Source organism: Bacteroidota bacterium, assembly GCA_038746285.1.
Lineage (GTDB): Bacteria > Bacteroidota > Rhodothermia > Rhodothermales > JANQRZ01 > JANQRZ01.
This window is the reverse complement of sequence record JBCDKT010000052.1, coordinates 1-22,377: the sequence shown is the minus strand read 5'-3', so window position 1 is coordinate 22,377 and position 22,377 is coordinate 1. Positions and strand designations below refer to the sequence as shown.

Annotated in this window: 20 protein-coding genes; 10 read left to right on the top strand and 10 right to left on the bottom strand. The window is 69.3% G+C overall.

Translation table 11 applies throughout. From position 1 onward, the window contains the following. The first annotated feature begins 32 nt into the window (after nucleotides 1-32). Together AAGI91_14440 and AAGI91_14435 are read left to right on the top strand one after the other, a co-directional pair. Complete coding sequence (locus AAGI91_14440) at nucleotides 33-1,076, top strand: beta-ketoacyl-ACP synthase III (GenBank protein ID MEM1043812.1); 1,044 nt, start codon at nucleotides 33-35, stop codon at nucleotides 1,074-1,076. 132 nt (nucleotides 1,077-1,208) lie between these two features. Then, complete coding sequence (locus AAGI91_14435; protein ID MEM1043811.1) at nucleotides 1,209-2,198, top strand: tetratricopeptide repeat protein; 990 nt, start codon at nucleotides 1,209-1,211, stop codon at nucleotides 2,196-2,198. 250 nt (nucleotides 2,199-2,448) lie between these two features. On the opposite strand, the gene AAGI91_14430 is transcribed toward AAGI91_14435, so the two are convergent. Next, nucleotides 2,449-2,919 (bottom strand): MarR family transcriptional regulator, encoded by a 471-nt coding sequence (locus tag AAGI91_14430; GenBank protein MEM1043810.1) that lies wholly within the window; start codon nucleotides 2,917-2,919, stop codon nucleotides 2,449-2,451. Nucleotides 2,920-3,030: 111 nt separating this feature from the next. Between AAGI91_14430 and AAGI91_14425 the strand changes: the two genes are divergently transcribed. From AAGI91_14425 to AAGI91_14405, 5 genes are all read left to right on the top strand, one after another. Beyond that, nucleotides 3,031-4,134, top strand: coding sequence for an alpha/beta hydrolase (locus AAGI91_14425; GenBank protein MEM1043809.1), 1,104 nt, complete (start codon nucleotides 3,031-3,033; stop codon nucleotides 4,132-4,134). After that, on the top strand, nucleotides 4,131-4,622 hold the full coding sequence (locus AAGI91_14420; protein ID MEM1043808.1) for a YdeI/OmpD-associated family protein: 492 nt from the start codon (nucleotides 4,131-4,133) through the stop codon (nucleotides 4,620-4,622). The genes AAGI91_14425 and AAGI91_14420 overlap by 4 nt, the downstream gene beginning before the upstream one ends. Before the next feature lie 226 nt (nucleotides 4,623-4,848). Next, nucleotides 4,849-5,622 carry a DUF1883 domain-containing protein gene (locus AAGI91_14415; GenBank protein ID MEM1043807.1) on the top strand — a complete coding sequence of 258 codons (774 nt, stop codon included), beginning with the start codon at nucleotides 4,849-4,851 and terminating at the stop codon, nucleotides 5,620-5,622. A gap of 194 nt (nucleotides 5,623-5,816) precedes the next feature. After that, on the top strand, nucleotides 5,817-6,050 hold the full coding sequence (locus AAGI91_14410; protein ID MEM1043806.1) for an addiction module antitoxin: 234 nt from the start codon (nucleotides 5,817-5,819) through the stop codon (nucleotides 6,048-6,050). Then, entirely contained in the window at nucleotides 6,037-6,360 is a 324-nt protein-coding gene (locus AAGI91_14405) for a type II toxin-antitoxin system PemK/MazF family toxin (GenBank protein ID MEM1043805.1), read from the top strand. Before AAGI91_14410 ends, AAGI91_14405 begins: the two co-directional genes overlap by 14 nt. 102 nt (nucleotides 6,361-6,462) lie before the next feature. Here the strand turns inward: AAGI91_14405 and AAGI91_14400 are convergent, their stop codons facing one another. The 4 genes from AAGI91_14400 to hutH form a co-directional block, all read right to left on the bottom strand. Continuing rightward, on the bottom strand, nucleotides 6,463-7,410 hold the full coding sequence (locus AAGI91_14400; protein MEM1043804.1) for a formimidoylglutamase: 948 nt from the start codon (nucleotides 7,408-7,410) through the stop codon (nucleotides 6,463-6,465). After that, nucleotides 7,407-8,678, bottom strand: a complete 1,272-nt coding sequence (gene hutI / locus AAGI91_14395) for an imidazolonepropionase (GenBank protein MEM1043803.1) — start codon at nucleotides 8,676-8,678, stop codon at nucleotides 7,407-7,409. The genes AAGI91_14400 and hutI overlap by 4 nt, the downstream gene beginning before the upstream one ends. Further along, a complete protein-coding gene (locus AAGI91_14390; protein MEM1043802.1) occupies nucleotides 8,679-9,029 on the bottom strand; it encodes a hypothetical protein in 351 nt (116 codons plus the stop codon). 319 nt (nucleotides 9,030-9,348) lie between these two features. After that, nucleotides 9,349-10,875, bottom strand: coding sequence for a histidine ammonia-lyase (hutH, locus tag AAGI91_14385; protein MEM1043801.1), 1,527 nt, complete (start codon nucleotides 10,873-10,875; stop codon nucleotides 9,349-9,351). Between the two features lie 141 nt (nucleotides 10,876-11,016). Here hutH and AAGI91_14380 point away from each other — a divergent pair, with 141 nt between their 5' ends. Next, on the top strand, nucleotides 11,017-12,603 hold the full coding sequence (locus AAGI91_14380) for a M14 family zinc carboxypeptidase (GenBank protein MEM1043800.1): 1,587 nt from the start codon (nucleotides 11,017-11,019) through the stop codon (nucleotides 12,601-12,603). Between the two features lie 184 nt (nucleotides 12,604-12,787). Here AAGI91_14380 and AAGI91_14375 read toward each other — a convergent pair whose 3' ends face one another. From AAGI91_14375 to AAGI91_14360, 4 genes are all read right to left on the bottom strand, one after another. Then, entirely contained in the window at nucleotides 12,788-13,135 is a 348-nt protein-coding gene (locus AAGI91_14375) for a hypothetical protein (GenBank protein ID MEM1043799.1), read from the bottom strand. Then, nucleotides 13,132-14,811, bottom strand: a complete 1,680-nt coding sequence (hutU, locus tag AAGI91_14370; GenBank protein ID MEM1043798.1) for a urocanate hydratase — start codon at nucleotides 14,809-14,811, stop codon at nucleotides 13,132-13,134. The genes AAGI91_14375 and hutU overlap by 4 nt, the downstream gene beginning before the upstream one ends. Nucleotides 14,812-14,948: 137 nt before the next feature. After that, a complete protein-coding gene (locus tag AAGI91_14365) occupies nucleotides 14,949-15,707 on the bottom strand; it encodes a sulfite exporter TauE/SafE family protein (GenBank protein MEM1043797.1) in 759 nt (252 codons plus the stop codon). Nucleotides 15,708-15,828: 121 nt separating this feature from the next. Next, nucleotides 15,829-17,433: a Ppx/GppA phosphatase family protein gene (locus AAGI91_14360; GenBank protein MEM1043796.1), complete on the bottom strand. Its 1,605-nt coding sequence runs from the start codon at nucleotides 17,431-17,433 to the stop codon at nucleotides 15,829-15,831. A 96-nt stretch (nucleotides 17,434-17,529) separates the two neighbouring features. Here AAGI91_14360 and AAGI91_14355 point away from each other — a divergent pair, with 96 nt between their 5' ends. After that, nucleotides 17,530-19,044 carry an alpha/beta hydrolase-fold protein gene (locus tag AAGI91_14355; GenBank protein MEM1043795.1) on the top strand — a complete coding sequence of 505 codons (1,515 nt, stop codon included), beginning with the start codon at nucleotides 17,530-17,532 and terminating at the stop codon, nucleotides 19,042-19,044. A gap of 2 nt (nucleotides 19,045-19,046) precedes the next feature. Beyond that, nucleotides 19,047-19,682 carry a lysophospholipid acyltransferase family protein gene (locus AAGI91_14350; protein MEM1043794.1) on the top strand — a complete coding sequence of 212 codons (636 nt, stop codon included), beginning with the start codon at nucleotides 19,047-19,049 and terminating at the stop codon, nucleotides 19,680-19,682. Here the strand turns inward: AAGI91_14350 and AAGI91_14345 are convergent. Next, entirely contained in the window at nucleotides 19,677-22,067 is a 2,391-nt protein-coding gene (locus AAGI91_14345) for a T9SS type A sorting domain-containing protein (protein MEM1043793.1), read from the bottom strand. The two genes, AAGI91_14350 and AAGI91_14345, sit on opposite strands and share 6 nt — an antisense overlap. Between the last annotated feature and the right edge of the window lie 310 nt (nucleotides 22,068-22,377).

Here is a 22,377-nt window from a genome sequence, read left to right as displayed (position 1 = left end):
CGGCATCTCTCACACCAGGCAGGGGCTCCTGTATGCTCAACAACAGCACGATCACCGGGTGGGGCCACTACGCCCCCGACCGCGTCGTCACGAACGACGAACTCGCGGAGACGATCGACACCTCCGACGAGTGGATCCGCACCCGCTCCGGCATCCGCGAGCGCCACGTCGCCGGGCCGGACGACCACACGTCGACGATGGCGACGCGCGCCGCCGAGATGGCCCTCGACCGCGCAGGTCTCACCGCCACCGACCTCGACCTGATCCTGATCGCAACCTCCAGCCCGGACTACATCACGCCGCCGGTGTCGAGCCAGATTCAGGACAACCTCGGCGCGCGCTGCGGAGCGATGACGCTCATGGTCGGCTGCACGGGTTTTGTCTACGGCCTCGTGACGGCGCACCAGTTCATCGCCGCCGGCTCGGCCCGGACCGTACTCGTCGTCGGAGCCGAACTCATCAGCCGCAACCTCGACTGGGAAGACCGCACGACGTGCGTCCTCTTCGGCGACGGGGCCGGGGCGGTCATCATGCAGGCGACGGACCAGGAGGCGGGCGTCCTCGCGCACGTCCTCGGCTCCGACGGCGCTGGGCACGAGCACCTCATCCAGCGCTCCGGCGGCTGCCGCATCCCGCCGACGCACGAGAGCCTCGACGCGGGCCAGAACTACCTCCGCATGAACGGTCGCGAGGTCTTCAAGTTTGCCACGCGGACGATGGTCGAGTCGCTCTCGCAGGTAATGGCCGCGGTCGAGATCGGGGCCGACGACATCGACCTGTTCATCCCCCACCAGGCGAACGCCCGCATCATCGAGTACGCCGTCGACAAGGCGGGGATCGACCCCGAAAAGGTGGTGGTCAACGTGTACCGCTACGGCAACACCTCCGCCGCCACGATCCCGATTGCGCTCTCCGAGGCGTTCGAGGACGGCCGCGCCAAGCCGGGCGACACGCTGGCCCTCGTCGGCTTCGGCGCGGGGCTGACCTGGGCCGCCTGCCTCTTCCGGCTCGCCGCCGACCCAGTCAGCCCGAGCAGCGCGCACGACCACCCGGCCGTCGAAGGGCTCATCGCGTAGCGAGCACGCGGTATGGTGCAGACCGTGGCTGCATAAGCAGCCGACCGTGTATGTTATGCGGCTCTCGGGCGCTTTACAATACGCCTCCACGCCGCCCAAACCTTGCTATGCTCCCCGAGACCCTTCCTCGATATGTCCCTTGCTAAGCCCCGGGCGCTCCTAGTTGGAATGGCTGTATTTGCTACCGCCTGCATTGGTACACCTGTCCTCGCTCAAGATGGCGCTGCCTTAGGTGACAGCCTCGTTACAGCGTTCAAGCACCGTGACTTTGTCGGCGCTGTAAGATTTGCGGACTCTCTCCTAGAGCGAAACGCTGGGGATGTCGATGCGCTCACACTAAAGGGACGTGCGCTTAGCAGCCTTGGGCGGTTTGAGGAGGGCTATGCCGTGCTATCGGAAGCTGTTTCTCTAGCGCCAGCGGCGGTCGAACCAAGGCTGTTCCGCGGCGTGAACCGCCTTCTAGCCGAGGACCCAGCAGGCGCCGTTGATGATCTCAACGCGGCGGCGGAGATCGCCCCGGGCGCTCCCGTCGTCATGGACATGCAGGCGGCGGCGCTCTTTAGGGCCAAACGTTATCCCGAAGCCGTGGCAGTACTCGACGATCTCGTAGCGATGGGCTACGACGCGATAACCACTCTCCAAACCAGGTCCGAGGTCAAGTACCGAGCGGGCAACGTGGAGGGGGCCTTGGAGGACGCAAATCGTGCTATCGCAATCGCCCCAGGGGCCGCACAGGGTTACCGTGTCCTAGGGGAAATCCATCTCCGGGAAGGGAAGACCCCTGAGGCGTTGAAAGACTTCAACCGGGCCATTGAGTTAGAGAAGGAGAGCGAGATGAGCGAGTTGCGCGCGACGGCCTATGTGAACCGCGCCTACACCCGGCTCGTGCTAAACGATCAAGCGGGAGCGGCCGGCGATATCCGTAAGGGCCTAGAACTCGATCCCGAGAACCCTTTCGCATACCGCAACAGAGCGCTACTCCGCATTGAGGCTGGCAACACCGAAGCGGCTTGCTCGGACCTCCGTACCGCTCTCCGGCACGACTTCTACACGAAGTATGGTCAGGAGGCGATCTACGGGGATGACGCACATGAACTTGTCGAACAGCATTGCAACGGGTAGAGCATAACCCTCGCTCGCAGTCCGACGCCTGGCTTCGCGGCCTCGCCCACTACCACCGTCGCGCCTACATCGCCGCCGACCCAGTCAGCCCGAGCAGCGCGCACGACCACCCGGCCGTCGAAGGGCTCATCGCGTAGCGAGCACGCGGTATGGTGCAGACCGTGGCTGCATAAGCAGCCGACCGCGTATGATATGCGGCTCTCGGGCGCTTTACAATACGCCTCCACGCCGCCCAAACCTTGTTACACCGCTATCCGATCTTCGAGGTAGTCTCTAGCAACATCACTGCTTCTGCGGAGCAGGCGTCTGCGGCCATGCGCGTGAGTCTAGCAGCCGAGTCGAGTTCCTCCCGTGGCACTTCGCTAACCGCGTCGGCGATGGCTTCGAACGACCGCCGGTAAATCGTCCCCACCTCCCGCCGCGCCTTGGCTGTCAGCCCGACCAGACGCGCCCGCCGGTCCGCCGGGTCCGCCGAGCGCTCAACGTGGCCCGACCGCTCCAGACGGCCTACGAGCGCCGTCATCGACCCACTCGACAGCCCCAGCACTGCGCCCACGTCGCCGACCCTGCGCGGTCCGTGCTCCAGGGCCAGAAGCGCGGCGAGGTCTGTCCGGTGGATACCCAGCGCGCCCGCCGCCGCCGCGTCGAAGGTGTCAAAAGCGGAGTAGAGCTCGCGGACGGCAGCGAGGAAGGGGAGCGGAGCAGAGAAGTCGGGAGCCATCGTTGCAAAATTGCGGAGACACGGAACTAGCTTGATGTCTTGACAGTCAAGATAAAAAGCCTCGGTCGTCAAGATACCGAGATATCAGACTCCCCCTACCCTCAACTCTCCATGCCCCGACCCTACGTCGTCGACGCCCTCGACCCCGAACTCCGACCGCTCGCTCGCGCCCTCCCGCCCCCGGACTACTCCGACCTCGCCGCCGCACGCGAGGGCGTCCGCCAGATGTCCCGGTTCGGCCCGCCCGTCGATACGTCGGGACTCACGGTCACAGACCGGACCGTGCCCCGGCCGGACGGGGTGCCCAATGTCCCAGTCCGCGTCTACGTCCCTGAATCCGAGACCGCGCTGGAGGCGGTTGTCGGAGGCCGTCGTCCGGCCCTTGTGTTCATGCACTGGGGTGGGTTCGTCCTCGGCGACCTCGACACCGAGCACGCTCGGTGCGCCCGGCTCGCCCGCGCGGTCGGTGCCGTCGTCGTATCCGTCGACTACCGGCTCGCGCCGGAGCACCCATACCCGGCGGGGCTCGACGACGCCCATGCTGCGCTCGCGTGGGTCCATGCTGAGGCCGATGCGCTTGGTGTCGACCGCGATCGGGTCGCCGTCGGGGGAACGAGCGCGGGCGCTGGCCTGGCCGCTGCGGTCGCTCTCCGCGCCCGCGACGACCGCCGGGCCGACTCTGCGGCACCCGCCGTCGCGTTCCAATACCTCGGCTACCCCGTCCTCGACGACCGATGCCAGACAGGCTCGGCGCGCGCTTACACCGACACGCCGAACTGGGCTGCCGAGGCCAACCGGCGGATGTGGGACCTCTACCTCGCGCCCGAGGACCGCGACGTACCCCCGGCAACCGCGGCTCCGGCCCGCGCGCGCGACCTCGATGAGCTCCCGGCGGCGTACCTCTGGACGGCCGAGTTCGACCCGCTCCGCGACGAGGGAGCCGACTACGCGCAGGCGCTGGCCGAGGCGGGCGTCGAGGTCGAGCACCACGCGTTCGCGCGGGCGGTCCACGGGTTCGACGCCGTGCCGGGCTCGCCGCTGGCGGCGCGTGCGCAGGCGGAGCAGGAGGCCGCGCTCCGGTCGGCGCTCTGGCCCGCGCGCCCCGAGCCTGCCGGGTGGGGCGGTCCACCCGTTGGCCCGCCAGCCGGGGCCCCTGACGGCGTGCCGGACGGGACAGCTGTCGCGTCGCCGGGCGAAGCCCCGAGCCACCCATGAGCGACGCAACCGAGCACGACTTCCCGACCCCCGTCCTCGAAGACCCCGAGACCGAGGCCGGGTACATGCACCACTACGTACCCATCCCGGCCGAGGTCGCCGCCGCGCTCGACGCGGACGGCGTCACGCACGTCGAGGGTACGCTCGACGCGGGCTCCGGCACGCGGCCGTTCCGCCGCGCGCTCCACCGCCAGCCCGACGGGTCGCTCCGGCTGAAGTTCGGGGCGGGGTGGCTCCGCGAGGCCGGGGCCGCCGTCGGTAACGTCGCGCGCGTCACGCTCCACGAGGACCCCGACCCGGGCCGGGTCGACATGCCGGGCGAACTCTCGGCAGCGCTCGACCTCGACCCGGAGGCGTCTAAGGCGTGGGCGGCGCTCTCACCGAGCCGGCGGAAGACGCACGCCTACCACGTCGGCCGTGCGAAGCGGACGGACACCCGCATCCGACGCGCGCTTTCAATCTTAGACGAGATCAAACGGTCGGACTGATGGCGAGCCCTGATCTCTCGCTACGCGGTGTAACCCGCCGCGGCACGCCGACGCAGGGCTCTACTGCCTTGCTTCGTTCGACTGTGCTCACTGATCTTCTCTCGTCCAACCGCTTGTCTGCCCTGCGCCGGTGAGCGGCCGTCTGTTAGGCCGCATTCCCGGTGACACTCGGCTGACACCGTGCGGAGGTCTCGTGAAGTGCCCCGCTCACCAACCCCGCTCCGCGATGCAGTTTGTTCACCACGACCTCGGCCAGTGCAAAGGCGGTGAGACTGTTGAGATCACGCTCAAGGGTAACGCCGCCAACGTCCAACTCATGAGCAGTTCGGACTTCTCGAACTACAAGGCAGGACGACGCTACAACTACGTTGGCGGCCTTGCGAAGCGGTCGCCGGTTCGGCTGCGTGTTCCGCGCTCCGGGCGGTGGCACGTCGCAGTGGACATGAGGGGGATGCGGGGCTCGGTCCGTTCTTCGGCTCGGATCATACCGAGTGCGCTCCCGCCCTTGCGTGAGGCTCCGCTCTCGTCGGTCCCGAGCCTCGTGCAGCCCGAATCGCCTCCCGGACTTGGCGACTCGTTGCGTGAGTACGATGTGTTCATTTCCCATGCTTCGGAAGACAAGAGCAGCATCGTCCGCGCGCTGGCGGACGCGCTCGTCGCGGAGGATTTGTCCGTCTGGTATGATGAGTTCGAGTTGCGCATCGGCGATAGCCTGCGTCGCAAGATCGACCTTGGTCTTGCGAAGAGCCGAGTGGGCTTGGTTGTTCTGTCGAAGTCGTTCATGAGCAAGGGATGGACGAACTACGAGTTGGACGGCATCGTGACCCGGTCGGTCACGGGTGAACAGATACTACTCCCGATCTGGCACGAGGTGACCAAGAGTGAGGTCGTCGCGTTTAGCCCGTCGATTGCGGACGAAGTGGCGAGAAGCACCGCTACGCACACGGTTGAGGAGATCGCGGAAGAGATCGCTGGGTTGCTCAAAAGCCATGCGGCCTAACCTGCGCCTGCAGGTAGGCCCAGGGCTCCGGCGTTCTCGGCTCGTCCGGGCCTCGGCGCTACCTTTGCCTCGTACAGCCCTCGCGGTCGCTGCCCTGGGCGGCTGAGCCGCCATCTGGTCCGCCGTATCTCTCCTGTGCCGGAACTGAGTGGAGGCGGGGGCGTCTCTGCACATGCACCAGCACGTACAACACTGTGCCTAAGAAGCTCACCATCACCCTCGACGAGGCCGTCTACGACGGGCTCTACCGCGTCGTCGGTCCTCGCCGGATCAGCCGGTTCATCGAGCGGCTCGTCCGCCCTCACGTCCTCGACCTCGACGCCGCCTACGCCGCGATGGCCGAGGACGAGGACCGCGAGGCGGAGGCGGAGGCGTGGTCCGAGGCGCTAATCGGGGACGTGGCCGGGGGTGAGGATGAAGCGCGGTGAGGTCTGGTGGGTAAACTTCGACCCCTCCGTCGGCGGCGAAGTCAGGAAGAAGCGGCCGGCCGTGATCCTGAGCAACGACGCTGCGAACCGGCACCTCAACCGCGTACAAGTCGTCCCGCTCACGAGCAACACGAACCGGGTGTACCCGAGCGACGCGCTGGTGACGGTCGGGGGTCGGCAGAGCAAGGCGATGGGGGACCAATTGACGACGGCGAGCAAGCGGCGTCTGATGAACCGGGCGGGGACGCTTTCAGCTTCGGACCTCCGGGCGGTCGAGGGGGCCGTGCGCGTCCAGCTCGGGCTGAAGTGAGTGCGCACTACGGAGTCGGCACAGCGGATCCGCCGCTGCGGGCCGACCCAGAAGACCCGCCCTTTCGGCTCGGCTTGAGCGTCTGGGCGAATAAGCGTCCATCTATACCCGCTCTGCCAGTCCCTTCAGGACGTTCCAGACGGTGAGCGCGGCGAGGCGGGCCGTCCGACCGTCGATGTCGAACGTCGGGTTGAGTTCGACCACGTCCACCGAGGTGACAAGCGGCGAGCGGCCTAGCTCGTAGGCGGCGTAGAGCCACAGGTCGGCCGGCAGCCCGCCGACGTTGGGGGCGCTGACGCCGGGGGCGTCGGCCGCGTCGACGGCGTCGAGGTCGAACGTGGCGAGCGTTGGATTAGCTAGGCCGATGGCGATGGAGCGGATGCGGACCTCGGTCAGGCTCCGCCGCCAGATCACCTCCCCGCCCCACAAGTCGATCACGTCGAGATGCGCCTGGGCCGTGCTGTGGGGTTGCAGGCCGGCGACCTGGTAGCGCGTGCAGCGGCCCGACGGGTGCTCCAGCGCCTGCCGGAACGGCGAGCCGGAGTGCGCTTGCCCGTTCTTGAGTGGCCGCACGTCGGCGTGGGCGTCCCAGTTCAGGATTTCTACGTCCTGCTCCGCCCCGACGTAGCCGAGGAAGTGGCCGAAGCTCGTCTCGTGCCCCCCGCCGAGGATGATCGGCACGACGCCGCCTGCGAGAAGCGGCGCGACGACGGCGCCAAGCGCTTCTTGGTCCGCTTCGACATCGCCCGTCACCGGAAGGTCGCCGAGGTCGGCGGTGCGGTCCAGGAGGTCGGTGAACGCCTCGGGGTGCTCGGCGTCGGGGGTCAGCGTGTACAGGGCGCGGCGGATCGCCTCGGGGCCGGAGGCTGCGCCGGGCCGCCCGCCGTTGCGGCGCACGCCTTCGTCCGACGGGAAACCGAGCAGCACCGCGCGCGCCCCTTCGGCGGAGCGGTTCGCGGCGAGCCAGCGCCCGAGGCGCGGGTCGTCCTCGGCCGTCTCCGGCACCGGTACGTCAGGGAGAACGAGCCGCCGCTGGCTACCCGTCGTCATGGCTCGGACCCTCCTCGCTCTCCATGCTCTCCTCGCCCTTCATCCCCCCTCCGCTCCCACACGGTTTCGCCGCCGATGACGGTGCGGAGGCAGGCGTTTGGTCGGAAATGGTAGAGCCAGTGGTTCACGTCGGGCGCGTCGATGACGGCGAAGTCGGCGCGCTTGCCTGCTTCGAGCGACCCGACCGCGTCGTCCATTTTGATGGCTTGACTTGCAATAACGGTAGCCCCTTTGAGGGCTTCGGCAGGCGTCATCCGCTGCACCGTGCAGGCCAGCATGAGGGCCAGCGGCAGGTGGTAGCTCGGCGCGCTGCCGGGGTTGAAGTCGGTCGCCACCGCCACCGCCACCCCGGCGTCGATCAGCGCCCGCGCCGGGAGCGGACGGACGTTCAGGTAGAGCGTCGCGAGCGGCAGCGACACGGCGACCACGCCCGCCTCAGTGAGGGCTGCGATGCCCGCCTCGGAGACGTGTTCGAGGTGATCGGCGGAGACGGCCCCGGCCTCGGCGGCGAGGGCGGCCCCGCCGGTGTCCGAGAGCTGGTCGGCGTGGAGCTTCGGGCGGAGGCCGTGCTGCCGGGCCGCGTCGAAGATCGTGCGGGCCTCGTCCGGCGAGAAGGCCGTCTCCTCGACGAACGCGTCGCAGAACCGAGCGAGGTCCTCGGCGGCGACTTGCGGGATGAGGGTGTCGGTGAGCAGGTGGACGTACCCGGCCCGGTCGGTCTCGAACTCCGGCGGGACGATGTGCGCGCCGAGGAGCGTCGGCACGATCCGCGTCGGCTGGCTTTCGGCGAGACGGCGGTAGGCGCGGAGCGTCTTCAGTTCGTCCTCGACCGTCAGGCCGTAGCCGCTCTTGGCTTCGACCGTCGTGACGCCGAGCGTCCGCATCGCGGCGAGGTGGGCGGCGGCGCGGTCGGCGAGGTCGTCTTCGCTCGCGGCACGGGTGTGGCGCATCGTGCTGGCGATGCCGCCGCCTGCTCGGGCGATGTCGAGGTAGCTCGCCCCCTCGATCCGCTGCGCGAACTCGTCGGCCCGCCATCCGCCGAAGGCGAGGTGCGTGTGGCAATCGACGAGGCCGGGGATCACGAGCCGCCCGCCTGCGCTCTGCCGCTCCTCGCCCGAGAACGCTCGCGGCAGGTCCGCCTCCGGTCCGACCCACCGGATGGTATCGACTTCCCACGCGAGCGCCGCGTCGCGGACCGGATGGATGGCTCCTTGCCCGCCGTCGCTCCGGCAGGTCGCCAGCAGCCCGATGTCGGCGAGGACCGGCACCTAGCGGCTCGTCACGCGGAGGTAGTGGTCGTCGGAGGCGCAGGGCCGGACGCCGCCGCGGGAGAGGCTGCGCCCGCGCACTTCGATCCTCTCCCCTTCCGCGAGGCCAGCGAAGAGGCCGAGCCCCTCGGCCTCGCACATGTCGATGCGCGCCGGGATGTAGACCTCTGTATCCCCCGCGCTCGTGCGAAGCGTGATGACCGCGTCGCTGTCGACCGCTGTCGGGGTGCGGTCGATGGCCTGGACGGTGCCGCTGACCGTGGCGTCGGGTCCGACTGGGAGCTCGAGGCCTTTTTGGCTAGAGCAGCCTCCGTAGAACAGAAGAAGCAGGACAGGAACAACGTGGCGCATGGGTTCGGTCGGTAGGATGGGCGTCGAAATTACGCCCGGTAGCGTCAACCGGGCGGCGTATCCTTGCACGCGTATCGTTCTCGCCCCGTCTCCGCGGCTGACCGCACGGTCCGAGGCGTCCCAATCCTCGGAGGCCAACCAAACCGGGGGCCTGCTCCACGTCGAGATGATGGAGCAAGAATCCTTCGGCCTGACGGACGGCTACCGCAACTTCCACTCGGTCCTGATCGGCTTACGTTCTTCGAGCGGATGATGGCTTCCGAGTACGACCGGGGCCTTCCGCCGCCCGACAGCACGAGCGGGGAGCCGCAGCCGGCGGCTAGCGGAGCGTGCCGACCTCAGCCTCGGCGGCCGCAGCGAGCCCCCCCTCCTGCACGCAGTGGAGGCACGCAGTCAGGTCGCCGCCGAACCCGTCGTCGGCCTCGCGGTGGCGGACCTGGGCGCGCAGGTGGCGGTGGGCGGCCTCCACGCCGCGTCCCGGCCGGAGCGGGGCCCGGTAGTCGAGCGCCTGCGCCGCCGTCATCAGCTCGACCGCGAGGACGTGCTCGACGTTGCGCAGCACGTCGAACAGCTTGAGCGCGGCGACGCTCCCCATCGAGACGTGGTCCTCCTGGCCCCGGCTACTCGGGATCGAGTCGACCGAGGCCGGGTGGCAGAGCACCTTGTTCTCCGAGACGAGTGCGGCGGCGGTGTACTGCGGCATCATAAACCCGGAGTTGAGGCCCGTCTCGCGCATGAGGAACACCGGCAGCCCGTCGTAGCCGCTGACGAGGAGGTAGACCCGCCGCTCGGCGACCGAGGCGAGTTCGGCGAGCGCGAGCGCCGCGTAGTCGAGCGCGAGGGCCAGCGGCTGCCCGTGGAAGTTGCCGCCTGAGACGATACTGGGGTCGCCGTCGTCAAACACGAGCGGGTTGTCGGTCACGCTGTTGATCTCGGTCTCGACGACCGACGTGGCGTGGGCGAGGACGTCGCGGCTCGCGCCGTGGACCTGCGGCACGCACCGGAGCGAGTACGGGTCCTGCACCTTGCCGCAGGTGCGGTGGCTCTCCAGGATCTCGCTCTCGCCGAGGAGCGCCCGCACGTTCTCCGCGACGACCGCCTGGCCAGGGTGCGGGCGGACCGCCTGGATCCGGGCGTCGAACGGCGTGGCCGAACCCTGCAGCGCCTCCAGGCTCATCGCCGCGAGCACGTCGGCGGTCTTGAGGAGGTGGTGCGCCCGGTGGAGCACGAACGCGCCGTAGGCGCTCATGAGCTGCGTCCCGTTGATGAGCGCGAGGCCGTCTTTGGCGCGCAGCGTGACGGGGTCGAGGCCGTGCTCGGCGAGGGCTTCGGCGGCCGGACGCGTCGCCCCTCCCGCCTCGTCCCAGACGCGGCCCCGGCCGAGGAGCGGGAGCGCGAGGTGCGACAGCGGCGCGAGGTCGCCCGAGGCCCCGAGGCTGCCCCGGCTCGGGACGGCGGGGACGAGGTCGCGCTCGGCCATGACGAGGAGCCGCTCGAAGGTCGCCTCCGAGACGCCCGAGAACCCGAGGCCGAGCGCGTGGACCTTGAGCTGCAGCATCAGCCGCGCAACAGCCTTCGGAACGAGCGGGCCCACGCCGACGGCGTGCGAGACGATCAGGTTCTGCTGCAACCGCTCGGTGTCCGCCGGGGCGATCCGCTCGCGCGCGAGGGCGCCGAAGCCGGTGTTGATACCGTAGTACGTCGCCCCGTCTTCCAGCGCCGCCTCCACGATCCGCCGCGACGCTCGTACCCGCCCTGCGTCCGCCCGCAGCGCCGCGAGGCTCCGGTCGAGGTCGCCGTGGAGGTCGGCGACGGTGAGGCGTTCGGGATTGGCTGCGTGGGCCATAGCGCGGGATGCGAGCGAGCGGGGGTGGACCGACGCGCAATCTACCATCTTGGCTGGCTCGGAGAGGGACCAGGAAGGCTGGAACCTCGTCCTTTGCGTACATTCCACGCTACATCTCCTATATCCCTAACGTTCTGCCCCATGCCTCGATCCGCACTGCTCGTCGCTGCCGCTCTCCTCGCCCTGGCCTCTGCTCTCCAGGCCCAGCCCGCGCCCGAGCGACACAGCGAGGTCCGGCTCTTCCTGCCTACGGATGGCACTCCTGCCCCCGACGGACGAAGCAGCCTCCAGGCGCGCCTCGCCGCGCAGGGCGTCGGGATCGACCACGCGCGCCAGGAGGAAACGGAGCGCGGCCTCGCCCTCCGCACGGTACTGTCGGCGCGCGACGTGGAGGCGGCGCGCGCGGCCGGCATCGAGGTTGAGGTGCTCGTCGAGGACCTCACGGCGCACTACCTCGCCACGCGCAGCGGGACGTGCCAGGAGGGGCGCGTCGTCAGCCGCATCGAGGCGAACCTGTGCGGCTCGATGGGCGGCTACCTGACGTTCGACAACGTAGTCCGAGCGCTCGACTCCCTGGCGGCACGCTACCCCGACATCGTCAGCCCGAAGGTGTCGCTCGGGCAGAGTTGGGAGGGGCGCGACGTGTGGCTCGTCGAGATCTCCGACGCGCCCGGGGTGGAGGAGGACGAGCCGGAGGTGCTCTACACCGCAGTCCACCACGCCCGCGAGCCGGGCAGCATGATGGCCGTGCTCTACTTCATGGTCTACCTCGCCGAGCAGTACGGCACGAACCCCGAGGTGACGGACCTCGTCGACAACCGTCGCCTGTTCTTCGTCCCAGTCGTCAACCCCGACGGCTACGTCTTCAACGAGACCACCAACCCCGAGGGCGGCGGGTTCTGGCGCAAGAACCGCCGCGACAACGGCGACGGGAGCTTCGGCGTGGACCCCAACCGCAACTACGGCTACCAGTGGGGCTACGACGATCTAGGGTCGAGCCCGTTCACGGACAGCCAGGTCTACCGGGGGCCGGCGGCTTTCTCCGAGCCCGAGGTGGCCGCCGTCCGGGACTTTCTGGAAGCGCGGCGGATCACCGCCGCGTTCAACTACCACACCTACAGCGAACTCCTCCTCTACCCGTGGGGCTACACCCGCGACGAGGGGACGCCGGACGCCGAAACCTTCGCCGCGCTCGGCGACACGCTCACGCAGGCCAACGGCTACCTCGCCGGGCAGGTCTCCGAGGTGCTCTACCTCGCCAACGGCAACTCCGACGGCTGGATGTACGGGGAGCAGACGACCAAGCCGAAGACCTTTGCCTTCACCCCCGAGGTCGGCTACAGCTTCTGGCCCGATCCGGCTGACGTCTACCCGCTGGCCGACGAGAACCTGGAGGCTAACCTGCTCCTGGCACAACTCGCCGAGTTGCCCCCGTCCGTCAGCGGCGAAGCCGCGCCCGCATCGCCGGGCCTGACGCTGGACGTGACCGGCCCGAACCCGGTGCGCGCAGCGACGGGCCTCGCCTTCACCCTCGCCGCGCCCGCTGACGTACGCCTCGCCGTCTACGACGTGCTCGGCCGCGAGGTCGCCGTCCTCGCCGACGGAGCCTACCCCGCCGGCCGCCACACGCTCCGCGTCGACGCCTCGGGCCTCGCGCCGAGCCTCTACCTCGTCCGGCTCTCTGCGGGTAGGGACACTGCGGTCCGCCGTCTCACCGTCGTCCGCTAAGTGAGCGGCACCGGTCCCGGTCAAGGCGGCTGACAATTAGCAAACGCGGCGTTTGAGCCAGCTCCCACGCTCGCAGAGTCCGCTATACTCCCCCGAGATAGTCATCCCGGCCCCCGAGCCGGGACCCACCGGCTGGCAAATCCTGTGGGTCCCCGCCTGTGCGGGGATGATGTAACCCTGGAGATCAACTGGCTTCGCCGCGCAGCTTGGTGGCACGCTCGAAATATGGCTCTGCACGATCTGGCTCGTTCATAACTAGGTCCCAGAAGTACCCGATCTCTTCGTAGGCTTCCACCCAAGCAGGCTCCAACTCTAGCGCCCTCTCATAGCTACGCAGTGCATTCTCTAGGTCGAGGCCATCATCGCCATCATCGCTCAGTTGGATGAGGTCGCCTCGAATGCACCATAGCTGCGGCGATTGGGGATACTCCCTCAAAGCAGCATTCACTGCTTCTAAAAGCCCCGGTGGTGCTCCTACCCTCTCAGGCCAGGCTTCCAGGATCGCCTGAATATGCTCTTGCTCTGTCGTCACCCGTTGACCATCGGCAGGTCCACGCCGCGCTCCCCTGCGGTATCGACGGCGAGGTCGTAGCCGGCGTCGGCGTGGCGCATAACGCCGGTGCCGGGGTCGGCGGTGAGGACGCGGGCCAGGCGGCGGTCGGCCATGTCGGTCCCATCGGCGACGGAGACCATGCCGCTGTGGATCGAGTAGCCGATCCCGACGCCGCCGCCGTGGTGCAGCGACACCCAACTTGCCCCGCAGGCGGTGTTGAGGAGCGCGTTCAGGAGCGGCCAGTCGGCAATGGCATCGCTGCCGTCTTGCATCGCCTCGGTCTCGCGGTTGGGCGACGCCACGCTGCCGGTGTCGAGGTGGTCGCGCCCGATGACAAGCGGGGCTTCGACCTTGCCCTTTTTGACGAGCCAGTTGAAGCGCTCGCCGAGCTCGGCGCGCTCGCCGTACTCCAGCCAGCAGATGCGTGCCGGCAGGCCCTGGAAGTGGACCTTCTCCTGCGCCGTCCTGATCCACCGGGCGAGGGCGTCTTTCTCGGGGAAGGTTTCGAGCACGGCGGCGTCGGTCACGGCGATGTCGGCGGGGTTGCCGGAGAGCGCGGCCCAGCGGAACGGGCCGGAGCCTTTGCAGAAGAGCGGGCGGATGAACTCGGGCACGAAGCCGGGGATGTCGAACGCCTCGCTCATGCCCCGCAGGTCGGCGACCTGCCCGCGGAGGTTGTTGCCGTAGTCAAACACGACCGCGCCGGCCTCTTTCAGGTCGAGCATGGCGCGGATGTGAAGCTGCATCGAGTCGAGCACGGCGTCTTCGTAGGCCGCCTCGTCGCGCTCCCGAAGCAGGTCGGCCTCGGCCAGCGAGTAGCCCGCCGGGAGGTAGCCGACGCGGAGGTCGTGCGCGCTCGTCTGATCGGTGACGACGTCCACCTCGACGCCGCGCTTCACTAGCTCCGGCAGGATTTCGGCGACGTTGCCGACGAGGCCGACCGACAGTGCCTCCCCCTTCGCTTTGGCTTCGAGCACTGCTTGAAGGGCGGCGTCCAAGTCCGTCTCCATGCGGTCGCAGTAGCCGGTCTCGACGCGGCGGCGGATGCGCTCGGGGTCAATCTCGATGCCGAGGAAAGCGGCCCCGTTCATGGTCGCCGCGAGCGGCTGCGCACCGCCCATCCCACCGAGGCCCGCCGTCACGACGAGCTTGCCTTCGAGCGAGCCGCCGCTGCCGTCAGCGGCAGCGAAGTGCCTCCGGGCGCACTCGGCGAAGGTCTCGTAGGTCCCCTGCAAGATGCCCTGCGTGCCAATGTAGATCCACGACCCGGCCGTCATCTGCCCGTACATCGTCAGCCCGAGCGCGTCGAGCCGCCGGAACTCGCTGTCGGTCGCCCACTTCGGGACGAGGTGCGCGTTCGCAATGAGGACGCGCGGGGCCTCCTCCTGCGTGCGGAAGACGCCGACTGGTTTGCCGCTCTGGACGAGCAGTGTTTCGTCGTTCTCCAGCCGCCGCAGGGTCTCGACGATCTTGTGGTAGCACGCCCAGTTGCGCGCCGCCTTGCCGCCGCCGCCGTAGACGATCAGGTGGTCGGGGTCCTCGGCCACGGCCGGGTCGAGGTTATTCATCAGCATCCGCAGCGCGGCCTCCTGGTGCCAGCCTTTGCACGAGAGGGCCGTTCCGGTCGCAGCCTTGATCGGGGCGAGGGTTTCCATAGTTCAGGTCGAGGGTCGGGAGGTCGAGGGTCAGCAGCCGAATCTACGACATAGGTTTTGCGACCGTAGGGGTAACCCCGCGTGGTCGCCCTGTTCACGGATACCGGTCCGTTCAGGGCAGACACAATGGTCTGCCCCTACGCCAGCCCCGGCACGCTGCGCCACAGGATGTACGCCGCCATCACGACGAGGAAGACGGCGAACCCCTTTCGCAGCTGCTGCCTCGGCACGCGCGCCCCGATCCGGTTGCCGATCACGCTTCCGACCACCCCGACGGCCCCGAAGACGCCGACAAGTTGGACGTCCACGCTCAGCCCGGCCTCGGCGAGCACGCCGAGGTAGCGGACGAATCCGCTTGCGCTGTTGAGCACGATGATCGTCAGGCTCGTCCCAATCGCGACGTGGATCGGCAGCCCGACGAGCAGCACGAGCGCGGGCACGAGGATGAACCCGCCGCCTACCCCGACGAAGCCCGTCAGCACGCCGATCAAGAGGCCCTGGAAGGCCACCAGACCCCACGGCGGCGAGCGCTCCCCTTCGGCCTCCGGCCGCCCTCGGAACATCAGGACGGCGGCCGCGAGCATCGTGACGGCGAAGACGGTCAGCTGGACAAGCCCGCTGACAAACCCCGAGAGCGTCGCCCCGACAGCGGTCCCGACCATCCCCGGCAGCGCGAAGAGCGCCACGCTCCGCCAGTCTACCTTTTTCTGCACCGCGTTCAGCACGGACCCCGAGAGCGCGATCAGCCCGACGATCCCGAGCGACTCGGCAATCGCCTCTTTCTCCGGCTGCCCCACGAGGTAGATCAGCACGGGCACCGTCAGAATCGATCCGCCCGAGCCGAGCAGCCCGAGGCTGAGGCCAACCAAGAGGGCACCGAGGAGCGCGAGGAGCACGGTTCAGAGGACGGAAGACGGTGGGACAGAGGACGGAGGATGGCGGGCGCGTTGCGCGGCGGCCTCGCTAACTTTGTGAGTTTTGCTTTCGACAGCCGACAGCCGACAGCCGACAGCCGACTCACCCCGCTCTCACCACGACGGGCAGGCCGAACGTGCGCTCGAAGAGGCCGGCCCCGCGCCGGGCGGCCCAGATGTCGAGTTGGGGGTCGGCTTTGGTTTGGACGTCGAGGTAGAGCTCGCCGTCGGCGAGGGCGGCGTCGAAGTGGATGACGTTCTGGAAGTGGCTGCGGTCGAGGCCGTTGGCGAGGCGAAGGAGCGCGGCGAGTTCGTCTACGAGGCGGCGGTGGTGGTCCGGGAGCGCGGCGTAGTCGGCGTGGCGGGGGCTCGGCAGGCCGGCGCGGTGGTAGCGGGCGACGTTCGCCACGAGCGCGACCTCGTCCGGGGCGAAGCCTTTGAGGTCGGCGTGCTTGATGATGTAGAGCGAGTGCTTGTGGTGGCTCCGGCGGCTGACGGCGTAGCCCACGTCGCGGAGCACGGCGGCGTACTCGAGCAGTTCGCGCTCGCCCTCGCCCCGGCCGTGGAGCGAGGTCGTCGCGTCGAAGAGCGCGAGCGCGAGGCGGGTGACGTGCCGGGCGTGGCCTTCGTCCCAGCGGAGCCGGATCGCGAGGTCGTAGACGCTCCGCCGCCGGACGCTGTGGAACGGCGCGAGCCGCTTGATCCACTTGTAGTTGCGCTCGACGAAGTCGATCACGATCCCCTCGCGGAGCGCGTCCGGGCTGACCTCGAAGCGCCGGATGCCGAGGTCCTTGAGCACTACGTCGATGAGGGTCGCCCCGGCGGCGATCTGGTCGACGCGCTTCTCCTGGATGCCCGGCGTGGCGAGGCGCTGCGCCCGGCCCGAGGTCATGAGCGTCTTGGTGACGCGCCGAATCGTGAGGGCGTCGAAGACGTAGTCGAAGATCTGCCCCGCCTCGCCCGAGGCCGAGGCGGCGAGCGCGGCGATGTTCTGGAGCGTCCCGGAGCTTCCGACGACGCGCCGCACGCCGGCCGTGCGGGCCGCTTCGAAAACCGGCGCGATCTCGTCCCGGACGTGCGCCCGCAGCGCGCGGAACTCCGGCTTCGACACGGGATCGGTCGTGACGAACTCCTCGGTCAGCCGGGCCGCGCCGAGCTTGAGGCTGGCGGCGAAGCGCGCGCCCTCCCGGTCGGCGACGATGAACTCGGTCGAGCCGCCACCGATGTCGACGAGGAGCGAGGGCTCCGAGAGGTCGACGGCCTGCCGGACGGCTTTGTAGATCAGCTCGGCTTCCGTCTCGCCGGAGATCGTGCGGACGTAGAGACCCGTCTCGGCGCGCACGCGCTCGATGAAGGCCCCGCCGTTGTCGGCCTCGCGGACGGCGCTCGTGGCGCAGGCGACGTAGTCGGCCACGCCGTCGCGGTCGCCCATCTGGCGGATCTTGCGGAGCGCGTCGAGGCCGCGCTGCTGCGCCTCGTCGGTCAGGTGGTGCGCCCGGAACCCGCCCTCGCCGAGGCGGACCATCTCCTTGAGCTTGTCCACGATCTCGAACGTCCCGTCGGGGAAGGCGTCGAAGACGACGGAGTGGAACGAGTTCGAGCCGATGTCGATGACGCAGAGCCGGATCGCTTCGGGGGCCCCGTCGCCCTGGCTCTCCGCAGGCAGGACAGGAGGCGACGTGGCGGCGGGGTAGGCGGGAGCAGGCATGGGCGCAGAGAGGAGAGACCAGAAGCTACGCTAGACCGCGCGACAGGGGCCCCCGCCTCGGTCGTACTTTCTCCCGCTCTAACCTGACCCGACGCGATGCCTCGCTTCCTCCCTCTCTTCCTCACCCTGCTGCTCGGTGCGGGCACGGCGGTGGCGCAGCCTGCCCTCCCGTTCGAGACGTTCCAGCAGTTCACCGACAGCCTCGAAGCGGTCGCCGCGATCCCCGACCCGGACGAGCGCGAGGCGGCGACGGATGCCTTCTGGGACGCGCTTGTCGCGGCCGAGCAGGTGCCGTTCGCGCTGGGCGATTCGGTGGCCTACCTCTACCGGGGGCCGGGCACGACGGTGCGCCTCGCGGGCGACCACAACCGCTGGAACCCGAGCGCCGAGGCGGCTCTCGCCTTCGTCGGGCAGAGCGACGTGCGGTGGCGCATCCACCGCTTTCCCGAAGCGGCACGCCTGGAGTACAAGCTCGTCCGCGACGGCACCTGGATCCTCGACCCCGCCAACCCGCACCAGCAGTGGGGCGGCTTCGGCCCGAACTCCGAGCTTCGGATGCCCGCGTGGGTCTTCCCCGAGGAGACCGTGCGCGACCCGGACGCCCCTGCCGGAGCCTTCACCCCGAACCGCACGCTTGCGAGCGCGGCCCTCGGCTACACGGTCACGTACCGGGTCTACACCCCGGCCGGCTACGATGCTCTCACCGACCTACCCGTCGTCTACGTCACCGACGGGCACGAGTACAGCGATGACCGGCTCGGCGCGCTCCGCACCGTGCTCGACAACCTAATCTACGAAGGCCGGGCTGAGCCTGTGATCGCCGTCTTCGTCGACCCGCGCGTGAACGGCCAGAACCGCCGCGCCGAGCAGTATGTCCAGAACCCCGCCTTCGCCGCGTTCGTCGCCGACGAACTGGTGCCCGCCATCGACGCCGCGTACCGGACCCGGCCGGACCGCGACGGCCGCGTTATCCTCGGGACCTCGCTCGGCGGGCTGTTCTCGGCGTACCTCGGGCTGGAGCACCCCGACGTGTTCGGCAAGCTGGCGATCCAGTCGCCCGCGTTCTGGGCGAGCGAGACCCCCGACTGGACCGGCCCGTCGATCTACGACCGGATGCAGGGCACCGAAGCCGGGCTGTTCGAGGTCTACATGTCCACCGGCACGATCAACGACACCGAGGACGGGGCGCGGCGGATGCGGGGCATCCTCGCGCCGAACCAGGGACTGGTCTACCACGAGGTCCCAGAGAGCCACAGCTGGGGCAACTGGCGCGCCCTCCTCGACGAGGTCCTGCTCGCCCTCGTCCCGGGCCAGACGACCGACACGGAAGACGCGCAGGGCGCGCTCCCGCCTCTCCACTTCACGCCCTACCCGAACCCGGCCACCGACCGCGTGACGTTCCGCTTCGCGCTCGGTGCGCCGGCTCGCGCGGGACTGGCCTGCTACGACGTGCTGGGGCGGCTCCGCGCCCGGCCGCTGGCGAGCGAGCGGTTGCCGAGCGGCGACCACGCCGTCACCGTCGCTGCGCGTGAGCTAGGCGCGGCGGGAGCGTACCTCTGTCGCCTGAGCGTGGACGGGCGCACCGCTGCGCGCCTCGTCAGCGTGCTCTGAGCATGAACGCATGCGGAGCGATGGAGCAACCGCCCGAAGGCCCTGAGCTACCCGCCCTCGGCTCCTGCGTACCGCGCCGTGGCAGCGCGTGGACGCGGTGGAGCGGGCGGATCCTGCTGAGGCTGGCCGGCTGGCGCATCGCCGGGCGCTTCCCCGATGCCCCCAAGTTCGTCGTCGCCGTGGCCCCGCACACCTCCAACTGGGACTTTATCCTCGGCGTCCTCTTCCGGCGTGCAGTCGGCCTGGGCGCGAGCTTTCTGGGGAAGGACACGCTGTTCCGCCCACCGCTCGGCTGGGCGATGCGGCGGCTCGGGGGAACGCCGGTCTACCGCGACGCGCCGCAGGGCCTCGTCGGGCAGGTCGCCGAGGTGTTCAGGCAGCGCGAGGCCTACGTGCTGGCGATTGCGCCCGAGGGGACGCGGGGCGCGGTCAAAGCGTGGCGTACCGGGTTCTACTACATCGCCCTCGAAGCCGGCGTCCCCATCGCCCTCGCCACGATCGACTACGGCCGCCGGGAGATCATCGGAGGGCCTGTTCTCCTCCCGTCCGGCGACTTCGAGGCCGACTTCCAGACGATGCAGGATTTCTTCCAGGGCGTCACGCCGAAGAACGACGCCGGGACCATCCCGTTTCTATGAGCGGACGAGCGTGATGCGCTGCGTCTGGACCTGCCCGTCGGCTTCGAGGCGGACGAGGTAGACCCCGCTCGGCAGCCCGGCTCCCTCGAAGCGCGCCGTGTGGGTGCCCGCGTCCTGCGGCCCGTCGAGCAGCACGGCCACCTCGCGGCCGAGCACGTCGTAGACGGTGAGCCGGACGTACGCGTCTGCCGGCGCGGTGAAACTGAGCGTCGCCGCCGACCGGAACGGGTTGGGGTAGGCGGGCGCGAGAGCAAAGCCCTGTGCTGCCGTCGCGCGACCATTGTCCAAAGCTGGCCCGTCGTCGTAGATCACACCGCCGACCTCGGCGTAGACGAGCCGGCCCCACCGGTAGAACGAGTAGCCGCCGCTGTCCATGCCGTACGACGTGACCCCCAGGTCGGCCGCCGCCGTGATGGACGTTTTCGGATACCGCTCGCGGGGGTCCACGTCGATCTGGAAAGTCCGCGTGCCGTCCACGTCGTAGAAGGCGTCGTCGATCTCCACGACCGCTGGCGCTACGTCCGGCTTGGTGGGATAGCGCGTGTTCCACGTCCCACCTTGCCGCTGGATCGTCCGCTCGACAGTGTCGCAGGTGCCCTGGATGGCTCGGCCTACGACGCGCCCGTCATCCGTGACACGGACCGCACACCGCGAGGCGTCGACCACTTCCCCGCCAAGCGATCGTCGCTCCACCTCGGCCACGCTCCACGGCGTGCCGCTTATGAGCGTGTCCGCCACGACGGTCCGCTCGACCTGCCCCCGGAAGAAGGGCGTACAGTCCCAGGTGAAGTACTCGCAGTAGCCTCGCTCGACCTCGTAGGTCCAGGTGTCGCCGAGCCCCAGCGGATAGAACCGGTCGCCCTCCAGCGCGGTCACGAAGCCGGCAAAGATGTCGTCATCGTCGGGTGCGCTGGGAAACTGGCCGATGAGGCCGCGATACGTGTAGTCCCCCGGCACGGTGCCCTCGGGCGTCTCCTGCACAAAGGTCCGCTCGACGCGCGCGCCGGGCCCGACCGTCACCTCCACCGGGCCGAAGACGGGGTCGAACAGCAGTCCATCCTTCTCGCGCTCGAGCTCGGCCCAGACCTCGACCGTCTGCACGGCGTCGGTGGTGTTGCGTAGCAGCGCCGTGAAGGAGAACGACCCGTCGTCTACGATGGCGACGGGCGTCTCGGCGATGAGCGTAAGCTCGACTGCCGGAAGCGGCTTCGCCGCGTCGAAGAGGTACGCCCGGCCGACGGCCGCCTCCCCGCTCGCGCCGACGAGGAGATTGCCGAGCCCGTCGCCGTCCACGTCCGGCACGCCGGCCACGCTCCGGGCGAAGGCGGAGTAGTAGTAGGGGGTATCGTCGGGCTCCGCAGGCGAAACCGCCGCCCCGAGCGGAGTCCCGTCGGCTCCGCTGAAGACGTAGGCCCGGCCCACCGGAACGCGGCTGCCGCTCGTCCGCTCCCGGTGCGCGCCCACAATCAGGTCGCCGCGCCCGTCGCCGTCCGCGTCCGGCACGCCCGAGACCGTGGCGCCGAAGTAGCTCCACCGCTGCTCGTTGGGCGAGGCCAGTTCGTAGAGGAGCCCCCCCGAGGCTCCGCTGAAGACGTACGCCCGGCCGGCACCGCGAGGCGAGCCGCCGGGGTTCTCGTCCCGCGCCCCGACGAGCACATCGCCGAGCCCATCGCCGTCGGCGTCGTCCACGCCCGAGACGGCGATGCCGAACTCGCCGCTGCTCTCCGCGTTGGGTGAGACCCACGCGTGGAGCAGCGCGCCGGTGGCTCCGCTGAAGAGGTAGGCCCGCCCTGCCTGGCGCTCGGTTCCGTCGGCCAGCAGGACCTCCTCCGTACTTGCCCCGATGAGGAGGTCGCCGAAGCCGTCGCCGTCCGCGTCCGGCACGCCCGAGACCGACACGCCGAACTGCCCGACGAAGGTCTCATTGGGCGAATCGATGGTCTGCAGCAGGGTGCCGTCGGCTCCGCTGAAAAGGTAGGCCCGGCCAGCCGGCGACGGCCGAGTTCCCTCCTCTCCGGCCGCGCCGACGAGCAGGTCAGCGAGGCCGTCGCCGTTCGTGTCGGGCACGCCCGCGACAGCCTGGCCGAAGCCGCCTCTCTCCTGCGCCTGCGGGGAGGCCAGCTCGAAGCGCAGCGCTCCCGTCGCCCCATCGTAGAGGTAGGCCGCCCCGGCGGAGCCGTACGGGAAGCTACGTCCGCCGCGCACGTCCCCGACGAGGAGGTCGCCGAAACCGTCGCCGTTGGTGTCCAGCACCCCGGCCACGGCACCTCCGAAGTCGCTGAACCCAGCAGCCCCGACCGGCTCCAGCTCGTAGCGCGGAGCCTGCGCCTGAACGGCAGCGGTGAGAAGCAGAAGCAGGGAGAAGAGCGCTAGGGTTGTTTTCATTGTGCTGTACGTATGGAGAACTCACGTTGTGTGGTAGAAGCGCTGCAGGACTGAGACGGCCGACCGCAGACGGCAGACCGCAGAGTCTAGCCCCCACGGCGGTCTGCCGTCCCCCGGATTGGTGTCCGGGGCAGGCTCTGTCTGCGGTCAGCAGGCACAAGGTTGCAGACTAGAGCTTGTTAGCAACTTGAGAGGCCCTGATGGCGCAGAAACGCTGTTCTGCTACTGTTACCTCCTCACATCGAGTCATTCCCGACCCTGATCGGGAATCCAGAAGGCGTACTACAAGCTCTGGATTCCCGCCTGCGCG

Bases quoted from the DNA above. Each gene is read 5' to 3' on its own strand.
- AAGI91_14440 (MEM1043812.1), top strand. From the start codon at position 33: ATGCTCAACAACAGCACGATCACCGGGTGGGGCCACTACGCCCCCGAC.
- AAGI91_14435 (MEM1043811.1), top strand. From the start codon at position 1,209: ATGTCCCTTGCTAAGCCCCGGGCGCTCCTAGTTGGAATGGCTGTATTT.
- AAGI91_14430 (MEM1043810.1), bottom strand. From the start codon at position 2,919: ATGGCTCCCGACTTCTCTGCTCCGCTCCCCTTCCTCGCTGCCGTCCGC.
- AAGI91_14425 (MEM1043809.1), top strand. From the start codon at position 3,031: ATGCCCCGACCCTACGTCGTCGACGCCCTCGACCCCGAACTCCGACCG.
- AAGI91_14420 (MEM1043808.1), top strand. From the start codon at position 4,131: ATGAGCGACGCAACCGAGCACGACTTCCCGACCCCCGTCCTCGAAGAC.
- AAGI91_14415 (MEM1043807.1), top strand. From the start codon at position 4,849: ATGCAGTTTGTTCACCACGACCTCGGCCAGTGCAAAGGCGGTGAGACT.
- AAGI91_14405 (MEM1043805.1), top strand. From the start codon at position 6,037: ATGAAGCGCGGTGAGGTCTGGTGGGTAAACTTCGACCCCTCCGTCGGC.
- AAGI91_14400 (MEM1043804.1), bottom strand. From the start codon at position 7,410: ATGACGACGGGTAGCCAGCGGCGGCTCGTTCTCCCTGACGTACCGGTG.
- AAGI91_14390 (MEM1043802.1), bottom strand. From the start codon at position 9,029: ATGCGCCACGTTGTTCCTGTCCTGCTTCTTCTGTTCTACGGAGGCTGC.
- hutH (MEM1043801.1), bottom strand. From the start codon at position 10,875: ATGGCCCACGCAGCCAATCCCGAACGCCTCACCGTCGCCGACCTCCAC.
- AAGI91_14380 (MEM1043800.1), top strand. From the start codon at position 11,017: ATGCCTCGATCCGCACTGCTCGTCGCTGCCGCTCTCCTCGCCCTGGCC.
- hutU (MEM1043798.1), bottom strand. From the start codon at position 14,811: ATGGAAACCCTCGCCCCGATCAAGGCTGCGACCGGAACGGCCCTCTCG.
- AAGI91_14360 (MEM1043796.1), bottom strand. From the start codon at position 17,433: ATGCCTGCTCCCGCCTACCCCGCCGCCACGTCGCCTCCTGTCCTGCCT.
- AAGI91_14355 (MEM1043795.1), top strand. From the start codon at position 17,530: ATGCCTCGCTTCCTCCCTCTCTTCCTCACCCTGCTGCTCGGTGCGGGC.
- AAGI91_14350 (MEM1043794.1), top strand. From the start codon at position 19,047: ATGAACGCATGCGGAGCGATGGAGCAACCGCCCGAAGGCCCTGAGCTA.
- AAGI91_14345 (MEM1043793.1), bottom strand. From the start codon at position 22,067: ATGAAAACAACCCTAGCGCTCTTCTCCCTGCTTCTGCTTCTCACCGCT.